At 38.6% G+C, this 15,740-nt stretch carries 10 protein-coding genes; 3 read left to right on the forward strand and 7 right to left on the reverse strand.

Annotation, left to right across the window (positions count from 1 at the left end; translation table 11 throughout):
• Nucleotides 1–111: 111 nt before the first annotated feature.
• Nucleotides 112–771 (reverse strand): DedA family protein, encoded by a 660-nt coding sequence (locus tag GWI59_RS15555; protein ID WP_006535289.1) that lies wholly within the window; start codon nucleotides 769–771, stop codon nucleotides 112–114.
• A 725-nt stretch (nucleotides 772–1,496) separates the two neighbouring features.
• Between GWI59_RS15555 and sstT the strand changes: the two genes are divergently transcribed.
• Entirely contained in the window at nucleotides 1,497–2,750 is a 1,254-nt protein-coding gene (gene sstT, locus GWI59_RS15560) for a serine/threonine transporter SstT (RefSeq protein WP_109399345.1), read from the forward strand.
• A gap of 107 nt (nucleotides 2,751–2,857) precedes the next feature.
• Here the strand turns inward: sstT and GWI59_RS15565 are convergent, their stop codons facing one another.
• Nucleotides 2,858–4,876, reverse strand: coding sequence for an NADPH-dependent 2,4-dienoyl-CoA reductase (locus GWI59_RS15565; protein ID WP_161725065.1), 2,019 nt, complete (start codon nucleotides 4,874–4,876; stop codon nucleotides 2,858–2,860).
• Nucleotides 4,877–5,146: 270 nt separating this feature from the next.
• Between GWI59_RS15565 and GWI59_RS15570 the strand changes: the two genes are divergently transcribed.
• Nucleotides 5,147–5,563: a DoxX family protein gene (locus tag GWI59_RS15570; protein ID WP_109399343.1), complete on the forward strand. Its 417-nt coding sequence runs from the start codon at nucleotides 5,147–5,149 to the stop codon at nucleotides 5,561–5,563.
• 113 nt (nucleotides 5,564–5,676) lie between these two features.
• Here GWI59_RS15570 and GWI59_RS15575 read toward each other — a convergent pair whose 3' ends face one another.
• From GWI59_RS15575 to GWI59_RS15595, 5 genes are all read right to left on the reverse strand, one after another.
• Nucleotides 5,677–8,475, reverse strand: a complete 2,799-nt coding sequence (locus tag GWI59_RS15575) for a M16 family metallopeptidase (RefSeq protein WP_161725067.1) — start codon at nucleotides 8,473–8,475, stop codon at nucleotides 5,677–5,679.
• Entirely contained in the window at nucleotides 8,465–10,174 is a 1,710-nt protein-coding gene (locus GWI59_RS15580) for an ABC transporter ATP-binding protein/permease (RefSeq protein WP_115065077.1), read from the reverse strand. The genes GWI59_RS15575 and GWI59_RS15580 overlap by 11 nt, the downstream gene beginning before the upstream one ends.
• A gap of 63 nt (nucleotides 10,175–10,237) precedes the next feature.
• Nucleotides 10,238–13,000: a TonB-dependent receptor gene (locus GWI59_RS15585; RefSeq protein ID WP_161725069.1), complete on the reverse strand. Its 2,763-nt coding sequence runs from the start codon at nucleotides 12,998–13,000 to the stop codon at nucleotides 10,238–10,240.
• Nucleotides 13,001–13,103: 103 nt separating this feature from the next.
• On the reverse strand, nucleotides 13,104–14,132 hold the full coding sequence (locus tag GWI59_RS15590; protein WP_229096476.1) for a FecR family protein: 1,029 nt from the start codon (nucleotides 14,130–14,132) through the stop codon (nucleotides 13,104–13,106).
• The gene (locus GWI59_RS15595; protein ID WP_006535272.1) at nucleotides 14,122–14,670 is read right to left on the reverse strand and encodes an RNA polymerase sigma factor; all 549 of its coding nucleotides are present in this window, start codon (nucleotides 14,668–14,670) and stop codon (nucleotides 14,122–14,124) included. The genes GWI59_RS15590 and GWI59_RS15595 overlap by 11 nt, the downstream gene beginning before the upstream one ends.
• 171 nt (nucleotides 14,671–14,841) lie before the next feature.
• On the opposite strand from GWI59_RS15595, the gene GWI59_RS15600 reads away from it, so the two are divergent.
• Nucleotides 14,842–15,639 carry an energy transducer TonB gene (locus GWI59_RS15600; protein WP_006535271.1) on the forward strand — a complete coding sequence of 266 codons (798 nt, stop codon included), beginning with the start codon at nucleotides 14,842–14,844 and terminating at the stop codon, nucleotides 15,637–15,639.
• The last annotated feature ends 101 nt before the right edge of the window (nucleotides 15,640–15,740 follow it).

Below are 15,740 nucleotides of genomic sequence, written 5' to 3' on the forward strand. Positions count from 1 at the left end.
GTATATAGCAAAATGAAGTAAAGGCCTGTTCAAATAAATGAAGTAGGCCTTTGTCATTTTTCTTACTGTTTTTTATGTCAGTAGGAAAATCTTTATATTATTTGATAGATCTTATGCTTTCACTTTTTTCTTTTTGATGACAACCCAGATGCTACCAATTAATCCTATTACTAATAGGCAAACAGGTAATAGCATAAGGATATTCATTAAATGATGTTCATACTGACGAAATAGTGGGCTATTACCTAACATATAACCCAATGTGGTCAGTATGCCGACCCATAAAAGTCCACTTAACCAGTTGAAAATTTGAAAGCGAGTATTGTTCAATCCAGCAAGGCCTGCAATTGTTGGCAACAATGTCCTAACGAACGCTAAAAAGCGACCAATAAGTAATGCGGCTAAGCCATGACGATGAAAAAGTCCATGTGCACGCTGGTGGTAATGTTCTGGTAGATGTGATAGCCAACTGCGTACTAATTTAGTATTTCCAAGCCATCGACCTTGAAGATAGCCCAACCAACACCCTAGGCTCGCTCCTGCCGTCAAAATGAGTAAGGTCAATGGAAAATCCATTGTACCTTTAGCAATTAACACGCCCACTAAAATTAGCAAACTATCTCCAGGCAAGAAAGCTGCAGGCAATACTCCGTTTTCTAGGAATAGTATGGTGAATAATAAAATGTAGATAATCCATATTAATGAAGGATTAGCTAAGGTTTCGTAATCTTGGTGCCATAGCGCCAAGAATAGCTCTCTTACGATTTCCATATAAAAGGCTTCCTAAAACTGAGTCATTTGGGGGTAAATATAAAATCAATAGGTGTTGTAATCTACTTACCCATTTTCTACTTCATAGGGTCTATTTTTCATTGTTTAAAACAGCAACACTCTAACAAAATCAGGAAAAACTAGACAGAAAATTTTTTAACTCAATAACGATATTACTTACACATGGATATTGGATCTCGAAAAATAGACATTAAATCTCTTTTTGAGTTCAGAATAGGGCGTTTTTAAAAAGAAAAACTCAAGAGGATGGATAATACAATGGGGTGTTTTCTATTTTATAGCGATCATAAAAGATAAATTTTTAATATTAATTGAGAGAAATAAAACGTTATCTTGTTTGACTTTCTTGTTTATTATTTATTCAATTCAAAGATGAGCACGGTAGATAATTGTTAGTGATAATGTTAATAAAAAAGAGGGATGGTTGATTAAGAAAATCAAAAAACAGAGAAATAAAATAAAAAACAAGTAAGATGATTAGGTATAACTTACTGATAATAATAATTTCTTTCATTTCCGATCGGTATACTAAAAAGAACAAAATCCTATTATGATCACAGATATGTTATTTATTTGTTAACAATAACGGTTAATGCTGTATATTTTGCATAATCAGCTTTTCAGCGCGATTCAATTCCTTATACTGGCATTGCAAACACTCAAAAATGCCTTTTTTAAATATTATTTTAAGTAATGGAATAGCTATGGATAAACAACAATCCAGAGTCTTCAGCCTGTTCTTTAAGGGAAGTCTCGTTAAACAAATACTCGTTGGTTTAGTTGCAGGGATCTTACTGGCTTGGTTAGCACCAGAAGTTGCCAAGATGATGAGTTTATTAGGTACTCTGTTTATTAGCGCACTGAAAGCTGTAGCGCCTATCTTAGTATGGGTACTCGTTATGGCTTCGATAGCTAATCATCGTCAAGGGCAAAAATCGAATATTCGCCCCGTATTAGTTTTATATCTGTTAGCAACATTCTTTGCTGCATTAACCGCAGTTGTTGCTAGTTTTGTGTTCCCATCAGTTTTAACGTTAGTTGTTAGTGAATCACAATTGTCACCACCTGAGAATATTGCTGAAGTGCTTAAAGGCGTATTAATTAATGTGGTCGCAAACCCTGTTGATGCGCTTATCAATGGTAACTATATGGGCATTTTAGCGTGGTCTATCGGTTTAGGTCTGGCATTACGCCACGCAAGTGATACCACTAAAGCCTTAACGCAAGATTTAGCGGATGCAGTGACAAACTTAGTCCGTGTTGTTATTCGTTTAGCACCTATCGGTATTTTTGGTTTAGTGTCATCAACTATCGCAACGACAGGCTTTGAAGCTTTAGCAGGTTACTTGCATGTCCTTGCTGTTCTGATTGGTTGTATGCTGTTTGTCGCTTTAGTTGTGAATCCAATAATTGTATTTTGGAAAATTCGTAGTAACCCATATCCATTAGTATGGGCATGTCTGCGTGAAAGCGGTGTAACGGCTTTCTTTACACGCAGCTCTGCGGCAAATATTCCTGTGAATATGGCAATGTGTCGCCGTATGAATTTAAACGAAGATACTTATTCTGTTTCAATTCCATTAGGTGCGACCATCAATATGGGTGGCGCGGCAATTACTATCACTATTTTGACATTAGCCGCAGTAAATACATTGGGTATGCCTGTTGATGTGCCAACCGCATTGTTATTAAGCCTTGTTGCTGCGATTTGTGCTTGTGGTGCATCGGGTGTTGCGGGCGGCTCTTTACTGTTAATTCCACTGGCTTGCGGCATGTTTGGTATTAGCAATGATATCGCTATGCAAGTGGTTGCAGTGGGGGTAATGATTGGTGTGTTACAAGATTCAGCAGAAACAGCATTGAATTCAGCAACGGATGTTCTCTTTACTGCAACAGTCTGTATTGCTGAAGATAATCGTATTTCAGATAATCCATTAACTGAAAAAAATAATGGGTAAAAAGGGTAAGTAGTAAGACAGGAAGAGCTGTAAAAATAATAATCAATAATAAAAAATAGAACCCCACATTTATGTGGGGTTTCTTTTTGCTCAAGCACTGGAAAGGATTAAATATTGAGAGCTAATTCTGTACCTTGCCTAATAGCGCGTTTTGCATCTAATGCGCGTGCATCTTTTGCTCCGCCAATAAGATGAACAATTTTGTTTTCTTTTTCTAAAGGTGCGAATAGAGGGTGATAAGCGCGTTGCCCCGTACACAATATAATATTATCAGCCATAAGAAGCTGTTGTTTTCCATCTTGTTCAATCACAAGACCTTCTGGTGTGATTTTTTGATAATGACAATGTGTTAAGAATTTAACGCCTTTTTTCTCTAATGTTAGCCGATGTATCCAACCCGTTGTTTTACCTAAATTCAACCCTATCTTTCCGGCTTTACGCTGAGTCATAACAATCTGTTTATTATCATCTTTTAAGTGATTTTCTGGTTTTATACCACCACGATATGAAAGCGTTGGATCAATGCCCCATTCTTTGTTAAAAGCACAAGGACTTAGGCTACTGCATTGCCCTTTTTGAGTAAGATAGAGGCCCGTATCAAAGCCAATACCTCCGCTACCAATGATCACTACATTTTTACCCACTGGTTGATGGTGTTTTAAAACATCAAGGTAAGTTTTAACTATCTCATTATCTTGTCCTTCAATGTCAGGGCTGTGGGGCGTAACACCACTGGCTAAAATAACTTCGTCAAAGTGCTCAAGATGATGAGGAGTCGCTTCGGTATTATTTTTAACAATCACACCAGTGAGTTGTAGCTGTCGTTTAAAGTAGCGTAAGGTTTCCTTAAATTCTTCTTTTCCGGGAATTTGGCTAGCAATATTCAACTGCCCACCAATAACGTCTTCTTTTTCAAACAGTGTTACATGGTGACCACGTTTAGCCGCTGTTATAGCAAAAGATAATCCCGCAGGCCCTGCGCCAACAACAGCTAACTTTTTGGGTTGTTGAGTTGGAGTAACCAGAAGTTCGGTTTCTCGACACGCAAAAGGGTTAACAAGACAAGATGCTGTTTGCCCTGAAAATATTTCATCAAGGCACGCTTGATTGCAAGCAATGCAAGTATTGATTTCATCTTCGCGCTCCTGTTGTGCTTTAAGTACAAACTCAGGATCAGCAAGAAAAGGGCGAGCCATTGAAACCATATCGGCACAACCTTCTGCTAAAATAGCTTCTGCGGTTTGTGGTGTGTTAATTCGGTTGGATGTAATCAGCGGAATATTCACTTTACCCATTAATTCACGCGTTACATTCGCAAATTGGCCTCTCGGTACCATGGTCGCTATTGTTGGAATTCGCGCCTCATGCCAACCGATCCCTGTATTGATCATTGTGGCGCCGGCTTTTTCAACAGCTTTGGCAAGATAAAGTACCTCTGATGCATCTGACCCATTTTTAATTAAATCCAACATAGAAAGACGATAAATAATAATAAAGTGATCACCAACAGCTTTTTTTATGCCTTCAAGAATGCGTAAAGCGAAGCGACAACGATTTTCAATATTTCCACCCCATTGATCGTCTCGCTGATTGGTGTGGCTGACTAAAAACTGATTAATTAAATAGCCTTCAGAGCCCATTATTTCAACACCATCATAGCCCGCCTTTTGGGCTAATTGAGCACAGCGAATGTAGTCATTAATAGTTTGTTCAATTTGTTCATGACTCATTTCTGTTGGCATAAAAGGGGTTATTGGCGATTGAATAGCCGAAGGGGCAACTAAGTTAGGTTGGTAACTATAACGACCTGTATGCAAGATCTGTAAAGCAATTTTGCCTCCTTGCTGATGAACGGCATCAGTAACAAGCTGATGAGTCGCTAGTTGGTTTTCAGACATTAATGTTGCAGCGTGTGGTAATAACACGCCTTGTTTATTAGGAGAGATCCCTCCAGTCACTATTAATGCAACACCAGCAGCTGCGCGTTGGGCATAAAACTGTGCAAGTTTTGGGGCATCATTCGGATTTTCTTCGAGTCCAGTATGCATAGAGCCCATAAGAATGCGGTTTTTAAGTACAGTAAACCCTAAATCAAGAGGCGAAAATAGATGAGAATAATGTGCCATCAGATACCCTTTTCAGACTGGTCAGATGAGATATCTATTAGCATAACGAGAAGTGAGTGATTAAGAGTTTATTATGTTAACAAGTTGTGATCTTAATCATGGAAAAGGTGAGTAGAGGGCGATAAAGCAATAATAATCTAAGTGATTACTTAATGAGAACAAATAGTGATAATAAAAATCACACTCATTCATAATATTTCATCATATAATATAGTGTACCTACAAATACGTATTAAAAACACACATCACTATTTTGAATTTGGAGACGTTATGATTAATAAATTTAATCAACTTGTTGACTGTTCTGACTTAGGTAAATTGGTATTACGTGTTTCTCTTGGAGTTTTAATGTTATTACATGGGCTTCATAAAATGGAACCGGGTGGGTTAGCAGGTATTCAGGGGATGTTAGCTAATTTTAATCTACCCGCCTTTATTGCCTACGGTACGGTGATTGGGGAAGTCGTTGCACCTATCTTACTGATCATTGGCTTATTTACTCGTGTTTCAGCATTTGTTTTAGCTGGTACGATGTTTGTTGCTATTTTGATGGTTCATTCTGGTGATCTATTTGCATTAAACCCTAAAACAGGGGGATGGGCTCCTGAAAGTGCAGGCTTTTATCTCTTTGCCGCGATTGCGGTGATGTTTTTAGGTAGTGGTCGTTTTGCAGTTAAAAAAGATTAACAAATCTGATAGTCAATAAATTTGAATATAATAGCTGTAGCTTGATTGAAATTGATGAATAAACGCCCAGTTGGTTATTTAAACTGGGCGTTCTCTTTTTAACGAGATAAGACTTATTTTTTGTTAGCAGGGGTTAATTTAAATACCTTTTCATTCTCACCTAACCATTGGCGAGCCACTTGATTTATATCGTTAACAGTTAATGTTTTTATCATGGCAGGATCAGTGAGTAAACGCTGATACTGTTGGTCATCAGTTGCAACTTGTGCAAGAGCTTCTGTCCAATAACTTGCACTGTCATTTACCTGTGAATTTTCAGTTAGCCAGATATTTTTAGCCTCTTGTAACTCTTTATCTGTAATGCCTGACTGTTTTACTTCATTCACGACTTTACGAGCAAGAGTAATTAATTCATCAGCGCGCTCAGGTGATGCCGTAAAGTTTAAACGACCAGTATAGTAGCTTGTCGGCACTTTCGTTAACATTTCAGAGAACCCAAGTGAATAAATACCACCAGCTTTTTCACGTAGGTTGAGTCTTAAACGTTGACTGATCACGGTATCGAGTAAATTTAGCGCTAATACGCGTTGTTGTGACCATTGAGCAGGTGCTGCATATTGAATGCTAATCATGCTCTTATCACTACTTGCAATAGGATATGTTTTGCTAAACGAGGTAAGTTTAGGGTTAATCGCAGGATCTGCCCAAAATAAGCGTTGCTCTGAACGTATTGGCAAACTCGCAATCCAACGTTCAACAAGCGGTTTAACTTGATTTAGATTGACAGGGCCACTGATAACTAAAGTCATATCAGCAGGTTGTCCTAAGATCATTTGGTTTGTTTGTTGTAATTGTTGGGCTGTAAATTGTTTCCAAGTACCTTGAGGTGAAACGACAAGGCGTTCACCATTTTGATAACTTTCTTTATTGATATTATCTAAGAATGTGCGTTCAACGGGGGTTTTTGAAAGACCTAATGCCATTGCTTGCTTTTGTTGCTCTAACTTCTCGCCATTAAACTGTGGAGAAGTCACTTTTAGATGCATTAATGTGAGTAAGGTTTCAAGTTCATCAATTGGCGCTTCGCCACGAAAACCATGGAATAACAGTTCGCTATAAGGGCGCAAGCTAATTTGGTGTTGCTTGGTAAATAATGCTAATTCACGCGCATTATAATTTCCATATCCACTGACTTCAGGTAGTTTTAACGCCCATTGCACCATCCCTAAGCTTTGATTGGTTTCAAGTGAAGAACCGCCCGGAATACGCAGTGAAACTTGAATATTATCTTTGAGATAACTGTCATTCTTCACAATCACTTTTACGTTATTGCTCAGTGTCCACTGTTGTGTTTTTTCAATAGGGAGTGATTGCGTGGAAACAATTGAACCTGTGAGTTTAGGTTTAATATCTAATACAACAGCTTGCGTTTTTAGGGTAAATGCGCCTGGATTTGACTGTCTAATTTCTTGCCAACGTTGTGCTGTTTTAGTTGCATTAAACAAACTAGCATCATTATCCGGACCAATCACAGCAACGCGTGGCGAAGATTGTTTTAGATATTGAGAAAAATAAGCTGACAATGTTTCAGGGGTCACTTTATTGATTAATTGATAGCTTAAATTGAGTGCCTGTTTTTTAGTTTGAATTGGCATTTCCAATTCAATGGCTGTGGTGATTTGGTTGGCTAAATAATCGTGCTCATAACGCTCTTCCCCCGCAGCTTGTTGGCTTAGGCGTTTTAGCATTGCGTTGCGAGCATTATCTAATTCTTCTTGAGTAACGGGTACAGAGGCGAGGCGTTGAACTTCTGTAAATAAGATATCTAATGCGCCTTGGTAATCATTACCTTTAGGATGTGCAATCATCAATTGTTGTGAACGACGAGCATCTAACATTGCACCTTGAGTATTGGCGCTAATAGACGCAATTAATCCATTATCAACGATAGTGGAGAAACGTTGATTTAAAATTGATAGCCATAATGAATCCATTAAATCTTCATATTGACCTTGGCGGCTATTTAAAGGTGCTGGCAAAGTCCGTTGCAAGGTGAACTGTAAAATACGTGAACCTTGTTCTTTGTCGAAAATTGTTTTAACCAGTAGATCTTTATGGTCGATAAAATTGTGCCAAGCAGGATCATCAATTCCTTTGTTTTCGCTATTTTTCGCATTAAACAGTTGCTTAATATCGGCAATGGCATCGCCCTGATTGAAGTTACCGACCAGTACTAACGCCATTCTTTCTGGTTGATACCAAGTATCGTAATAGCGTTTTGCATCTTTCACATCGCCATGTTTAACAATTTCTAAATCGCCAATAGGATCACGATCTAGATAACGGCTACCGTAGTAACGCAATTCTTCTAACTGGCGGTTAATACGAAAACCAATACCTTGGCGTAAACGCCACTCTTCAACAATAACAGGGCGCTCTTTATCAAACTCAATAGGGTCAAATGTCATTTCAAATGCCCAATCTGATAAGATTTTTAACCCCGTCTTAATTTGGATCGGGTTTGCATTCGGTAATGACAGTTTATAAGTCGTTGCATTTAAACTTGTTACGGCATTGACATGACTACCTAATTTCATGCCTAGGCTTTCAAGTTGTTTAAAGCCCGTTGTTCCTGGAAAATGTGTTGTACCTTTAAATGCCATATGTTCAGTAAAGTGTGAAAAACCAAGCTGTTTTTCATCTTCTTGAACAGAGCCACTTTTTACCAAAAGACGCATTTCAACACCGGGTTGTGGGCGTTGCAGTAAGTAGACGTCTAAACCATTATCTAGGGTAAAATGGCGAACATCAGGACGCAGTAATAACGTACTTTTGTCATTTTGATTAGGAGTGCTTGCCGCACACCCTAAAAGTGAAAGGCTGACTGAAACAATCAGTAATTTACGATACATATTCGGTAACTCCAACAGGTTGAGAGGAGGACACGGTAGGGGATTTGAGTGAAATCACATTATCTGCAATTAGATGTGTAAAACGCTGGTGGCTCACTAAAGCAATACCTGCGGTTGGCAGATGTTGTTTTAGCAACTGCAACATGTTCAATGCATTTTGTTCATCAAGTGCAGAGGTGGTTTCATCTAATAAAATAAGTGCTGGTTTATTGAGTAATAAACGGGCAAAAATAAGACGTTGTTGCTCACCGCCTGATAGACGTGTTGTCCAATCTGTTTCCAGTGAAAGTTGATTTTTTATTTTGTCTAAGCCCACCAAATGAAGGGCTTCTTCATACTCTTTAGCGGAGAATTGATTAGGCTGACAAGGATAAGCGAGCAAGCTGTCTAAACGTGCAAAAGGCAGGTACATACGTTGTGGGATCCAACACACATTTGGCGAGCGTTGAATTTCCCCTTTGAAATAAGGCCAATGCCCACTTAATGCTCTAAGCAGTGTTGATTTACCTAAACCAGAGCAACCTTCAATAACGGTTAACTCACCTGCTTTTACCGAGAAATTAATATCTTGGATTAACAGGCTGTCATCTTGCATAAACAGAGAAAGATTAGCCTTCAATTTAATCAGTTTATCATTTAAATCTGCGACTTCTGGCTCATGATCGTGCTCTAAAAGCACCACAAAATTATAAAGACGGGTCACCGTTGCTTGCCATGCAGCAATCTCTTTATATGAGAAGATAAACCAACTTAATGCACCTGCAACACTAGAGAAGGCTTGTCTTAATTGCATTAATCCCCCTAGCATTAACTCGCCAGCAAGGAATTTAGGTAAGGCAAAAATAATCGGTGCCATCGCAGTGGCTTGTTGATAGCCGACAGTGAAGAAGGCCAGGTTTCTTTCGTAGCGAATAAGGTTGTTCCAGTTACGAATGACACCTAAAAAACGCCCCATTAATTCATTACGATCACTTATTTCACCACGCTGACCGGCAATCGCATCACCATGTTGTTTACGGGTGATGAGTGCTGTACGGTAATCAGCTTCTTTGCGTTGCTTATCCATATTAATTTTACGCAATGGTGAGCCAATAAACTGCGTAATGGTTATCCCGATAATGGTATAGATAATACAAGCCCAGAACATATAGCCGGGAATTGTCCACTCACTACCACCTAATGTGAAAGAGATAGCGCCAGACAGTGACCAAAGAATGGTGGCAAAAGAGATAAGTGTGAGTAACGAGTGCAAGAATGTGACAGTTAAACGCATTGTTGATTCGATCAGTAAACGAATATCTTCTGCAATACGCTGATCTGGGTTATCAGGCTCTTGAGAAGTCAGTCTTAACATATAGTGTTTACTGTTTTTTGATAACCAGCGATCAAGCACTTGTTCAGTCATGCCTTCGCGCCAGCGAATAACCATTTTTTGGCGTAAGAAATCGCCCATGACTACGACAGTAATTAATCCTGCAATAATAATGACAAATTGTTGAAGAAGCTTGTAGAGTGCTTGTCCATCAAGTTGTTGTAATGCGTTATAGAAACTACCATTCCATTCATTCATTTTGACGTTAAACCAGACGGATGACAGGGTTAAGGTCAAAGAGACAATCAATAGAAACCAGCAGTAAAGGGCGGCACGCCGCCCCCAAAAAGGTGAAACTAAATAGAAAAATTGTTTTATTGTTTTCATTGCTTATTGGTCATATTTTTATTGTGTATCGACTTGGTTGCTCACATTAACTTCGTCAATTTATTAATAGTCGTAGCTGACTTGTAACCAGAACTGACGACCTGGTTCATACGATTTGTATTCTTTGTCTTTGTAAGTGAAGTGATCAGCAACGTTTCGAGTATTAAGAACGTTATTCACTTCAACAGAGATACCCACACCATAAGCAAACTCAGGTTGCCAGCTTAGTTTGGTATTCCATGTAAAGCGGCTGCTGTAATTTTGTTTTTTATAGGCGTAAATATAACCAGCATCATCTGTTTTGATCGGGTTACCGTTATTGGTTTTTTCTGCTTGAGAGCGCCAGCTATTCCATTGCAATTGGTTAAACCACGTCACATTCCATTCATCCCAAACGCTAGTGAGATCGGCTGTGATTTTTAATGGCGAGTTGAAATTACCAGAGGGTAGATCTTTGGCATCAATGATTTTTCCATCATAGAACACTTTGTTTCGGTTAACGTTTTGAGTGTTTGGACTAAAATCGGCATAACCTGAATCTTTAGGGGTATTCGTTTTGCTTTGTTGCCAACTGATTGAAGCATTGAAAACATGATCTGCTTGCGCCAATTCCCACGGCTGGCTATTTTTCACCGATAAAGTCACGGAATCGTGTGAACTACGACCATTGTTATTAAATGCACGAATATTCATTTTTTCGTAATCGGTGCTATCAGGATATTTTGTATCACTACGCACTTCATCACGACCGTTACGATGAACGTATTGTAAACGCCAAGTGGTTGAGGCGATTTCTTGTTGTAAACCTAAAGTAAATTCATCGTTGTACGGTGTTTTTAACGAATCTAGGCCGTCAAAATCAGTACGGTTATACCAGCTGGCATCAGAGGATTCACAATCAAAGTAACAGTGTTGCAAACCTGCATTTTGTGCCCCATACAATGCATACGTTAACATGGAGCGACCGTAGTAACGGTTTACACCACCAATCAAGAGGGTATTGCCTGTGCCCCAAATATCATAGGTACCACTTAAACGAGGTGAAATATTGTTTCTTTGAACAAAATCATCTCTATCTAAACGAATACCAGGACGCAGGGTTAAGCGTTTATATTGAATATTGTCATCAAGATAGATTGCATAATTTGTATAGGTTGCACTATGGCTCCCTGATTGGAAGCGTGTTGTATTTGAACGTCCGCCACTCCACTCGTTTGTATCAGGATCAGTCATTCCCGTATAGAAGTAACTATAAAAATCTTTATCTCTGATATAAGAGCCTTTAGTTCTTGCAACTTCAAAACCGGTTGTAGGTTGGTGTATGGTTGAACCTAAGTCATAAGAGTTAAAACGCATTATCGCTTTAGTACTTACAGTTTCTTGATTACTCTTTAGATCACCCTGACCACCACTGTTATAACTTGTTGGTGTTGACCAACCAGTAATTGCATCATCTAAACGAATAAAGTAATTTTGATCATTCGTTCGTTTATCTTCTAATTTTTGATAACCCGTTGTTAATTCTAAAGTACCAAGATCTAATTTATGTTTATAAAGTGCAGTAAAACTTAAACCATTATGCTCATTATCATAGCCTGAGTTATAGACTGAACCTGAGAATAGATAGCTTTTATAACGCGCAATATTACTTGATAAATCAAGAGATTGAGTATCTGAAATATCCCAAGAGTATTTAATAAAATAGTTATCTGAGGTACGAGTTTGGTCGCGATAACCTGCGGTTTGTTCAACTTGTTCTAATTGATAGTCAGGTGTATGGATAAAGCCACCAGCACTACTGATCATCATAGGAATGGTTGATTCACGGCGAGATGCAGAGAATATTAAACCGGTATGCTCAGTTAATCCTGTTTCAAACCAACCACCAAAGTTTTGTTTATCGTATTTTTTCTGGAATCGGGCTGGATTACTGACATCATTATTGGCGGTATCAAAATTTAGTTTTGGATCGGTGAAAATATTGTTCCAGCTTGAACGTGTTGTACGGTAATAGGCATTAGCATGGGTTTCGCCAGACCAACGACGACTCTGTACATCAACGGTACCGCCTGTAAATCCACCAAATTCCACCGGAATATTGTTATCGTAAACAGTAACACTATCAATTAAGCGACTATCAAGGTACATCCCTTGTTCATCACTACTAACACGCGTGTTGGTTTCACCATTACCTGAGTTGGCTGGGTCAAAGTCATTGTTAAAACTGACACCATCAAGTTTGTAAGAGTTTTGATAACTACTAGAGCCGTGAATAGAAATTCGTGAAGGTTTAATTTCACCCTGATTCATTGATGTGCTGTCATTATTGGAAAATTGAACAGCAGGGTTACTTTTGAGTAAATCAGTGATGTTACCATCACCCGTATTACGCTGTTTTATCTCTTCTGAAGTAATGTATTGTGGGGCTGAAACCACATCAGTAGCTGGGTGATAACTGCTACCAATACCCGTGACTTTAACTTCAGGAATAACAATCGCGTTAGTCGTGGCGAGAGGACGAATAACAAATCCACTGCCTTGCGGAATAATTTCTAACCCACTCCCAATTAAGACTTTTTGTAATGCAATGTGGGTTTCAAATTGACCCGAAAGTGCTGGAGCACGTAGGTTTTTGACCGAACTTGCATCAAATAAAATTTGGACTTGTCCCTGTTTTGCAATAGCGCTCAATGAATCAGCCAAAGACTGTTCTGGTAAAGCCACAGAAATGGTAGATGCATAAGCACAAGGTGCAGCAATAGTGGTACTTATTAGCAATGCTAGCAGAGACCTCTTAAGGGCCCCTTTTTTGTTATTCATTTTCATTTCACCAATCCCATTCACTAACTTAATAATTGTTGTTACTAAGGAAGAGGGTGAAATGAGAATTATCCTCACCTGTAAAAAAGAATATTTTTCATATTTCTTTTTACTTATTGATAATTAACGCATTATTTTTATCGGTAAAAACAACATTAACCGGCAATATAAGTGGAATTGCGGTAATAAACTCTTCGGCATCATTAATGTTAGCGATCCCTGAGATTTTCATTTTGGCAATTTCGGGGGAGGAAATGTGAACATTGATATCAAGATAAGGTTTGAGTTTGGTTATTACTTCATTCAATGGGCGTTCAAAGAAATGCAGTTGACCAAAACGCCAACTTCCCACGGAATCAATATTGACCGAAGAGATAACCAAACTGTCACTGGCTAATGTGCTGGTGGCTTGAGAGCCTGCATACAAATAGGCTGGAGAAGATTTGGGTGTGGCTTTTACTTCGACAATCCCTTCATGGACAGCAACGTTAACTTGATTGTTATCATAGTGACTCACTTCAAATTCAGTGCCAACAACTTTAATTAATTGGCTATCAGCATGAACATAAAAAGGACGATACGGATTTGATTTGACTTTGAAATAGGCTTGTCCTTTATCTAGCCATAATCGTCTTTCTTTTTGTACGTAAGCCACTCTGACCTGTGTATTTCTATCTAAATAGACTTTAGAGCCATCAGCTAAGGTCATTTCTTTTGGTGAATTGCTGGTTGCAAGCGTCATATTATCCATCAGTAATGCGGGTAAATGACTATAAGGGAGATATAAAACGGTGAGTAAACAAAGCGCAGCCGTGGTGTGGATCATCGGGCGCCAAGGAGAGTGTTTTTTCTTTTCAACCGTGGTTATTGTTGGTCGTGGTAATGTATCGCATTGACGCCAGATACCTGCAATGTCCTGATATGCTTGCCGGTTTACATCATTTTCTATCCACACTTTAAACGCTTGGCGTTGTTTTGGGGTTATCCTTTGACTGTGTTGTCGGGTAAACCAAAGAGCTGCTTGCTCATCAGGTGATCCACTGAGTAATTCATCATCCGTTTCTAAAAAAAGAAGATCTGCTCCCTCATCTGTGTGAGGTTTAGTTTCCGGTATATTTTTTTCCGGCTTACTCATCATTCGTGCATTTCTCCTGTCCTGCATCGACATATCTTTTGCAATATAATAGGGCTGCTGCAATATGTTTTTCCACCATACTGATTGAAATATCCATCTGCTCTGCAATTTCGCTTTGTGATAAACCATCAAAACGATAAAGAACAAACGCTTCTCGGCGGCGTGGGGGCAACGTGGCAATTGCTTCACTAAGTAGATCTAAACGTTGTTGATGCTCAAGGACGTATCCCGGATCAAGCTCAGTAGTATAATTCTGAGCGGCATCATCTAATTCATAATCATCCTGGTAGATATCTTTCTGCTTTTGATTTTTTCTCCAATGGTCAATCAAAACGTGGTTCGCTATTTTAAACAGAAAAGCACGCTGTTCTTGTACAGGTGTTTGTTCTTTTCTGTTTAGCCATAGTGTAAACACATCTTGAGACAAATCATCTGCATCATGGTAATTACCCGTACGTTTGTGGAAAAAACGCACAAGTTGTCCATAGGTTGATTGATAGGCACAACTAATTTTTTGTGCCAATGATTTATTGCTAGCCATAATCTCTGGTGTTTAAAAAAGAGTGAAATAATAAGCTCTTACTGCTTCTCAAGCGAACAAGTTATGATAATTATCAAGCTAATTTTTTATTGTATTATTAATAATAAGCAATATCATTTGTGTTTGTATTATGCCTATAATTCATCAGAAAGAAAATCAGAGGCAAGAATTATGAGTAGTATGTCGGCGACTTTCCCACGCCGTTGGTCGTTTTCTATTGGTGGATTAACTGCCAGTATTTTATTTCATGTAACGCTAGTTGTTGTTGCTATTGGCTGGATAACTTCTAAAGAGGAACGTTATGGTGTTTTACCACCCGCAATGACAATGGATCTTGGTATCTATCAATTGGCTCAGACAGAAACAAAAGACGTTCCGGTTGGGCCTGAAAAAGTGATGTCTGTTCCTGAGCCAGCAGAAACCGAACCAGAGCCAATTAAAGAAGTATTGGATCTGCCAAAAATGCCTGTGGTTGAACAAGGTACTTATGAACGCCTTCCTGAAAAGCCAAAAGTAAAGCCAGTGGTTAAACCAAAACCTGTTGCGGTAAAAGTACCTGATGATCTTCCTGTCTCAGAAGCTCCATCAGATATAACGAGTGCACCAGCTTCTGGCTCTAATACAAGCAGTAGTGCTCAATTTAATAGTTTATCTTCCTCTTCTGTGAGTGGACAAATAGGGTGGGAAAGTTTGGTTCATAGCCATATTAATACCTATAAACGCTATCCACGAACAGCATTGCGTTTTAAAGCAACAGGCGTGACACAAGTTTCTATTATGTTAAATGCAAAAGGTGAGTTATTGGATGCGAAAGTGGAAACATCCTCAGGTAATCGTATTCTTGATAAAGAGGCTTTAAATACAATTAAACGCGCTTCGCCATTTCCAGCACCTGAAAGCTATCGTTTGGTCAATGGAAATATTTCGTTTACCGTACCTTTAGGTTTTGATTATAGGCAAGAGAGTTAATTATTACTGTTTTACAATTAGTTATTAAATTTTAAACTAATAAAATAGAAAAAAGCAGAGAATAATCTCTGCTTTTTTGTTATCGAATGGAGTAAATAAAT

Origin of the sequence: Proteus sp. G2673 (assembly GCF_009915125.1) — a bacterium.
GTDB lineage: Bacteria > Pseudomonadota > Gammaproteobacteria > Enterobacterales > Enterobacteriaceae > Proteus > Proteus penneri.

Coding starts and splice junctions, on each gene's coding strand:
- GWI59_RS15600 (WP_006535271.1), top strand. CDS start 14,842: ATGAGTAGTATGTCGGCGACTTTCCCACGCCGTTGGTCGTTTTCTATT.
- GWI59_RS15590 (WP_229096476.1), bottom strand. CDS start 14,132: ATGATGAGTAAGCCGGAAAAAAATATACCGGAAACTAAACCTCACACA.
- GWI59_RS15595 (WP_006535272.1), bottom strand. CDS start 14,670: ATGGCTAGCAATAAATCATTGGCACAAAAAATTAGTTGTGCCTATCAA.
- sstT (WP_109399345.1), top strand. CDS start 1,497: ATGGATAAACAACAATCCAGAGTCTTCAGCCTGTTCTTTAAGGGAAGT.
- GWI59_RS15570 (WP_109399343.1), top strand. CDS start 5,147: ATGATTAATAAATTTAATCAACTTGTTGACTGTTCTGACTTAGGTAAA.
- GWI59_RS15580 (WP_115065077.1), bottom strand. CDS start 10,174: ATGAAAACAATAAAACAATTTTTCTATTTAGTTTCACCTTTTTGGGGG.
- GWI59_RS15575 (WP_161725067.1), bottom strand. CDS start 8,475: ATGTATCGTAAATTACTGATTGTTTCAGTCAGCCTTTCACTTTTAGGG.
- GWI59_RS15585 (WP_161725069.1), bottom strand. CDS start 13,000: ATGAAAATGAATAACAAAAAAGGGGCCCTTAAGAGGTCTCTGCTAGCA.
- GWI59_RS15555 (WP_006535289.1), bottom strand. CDS start 771: ATGGAAATCGTAAGAGAGCTATTCTTGGCGCTATGGCACCAAGATTAC.
- GWI59_RS15565 (WP_161725065.1), bottom strand. CDS start 4,876: ATGGCACATTATTCTCATCTATTTTCGCCTCTTGATTTAGGGTTTACT.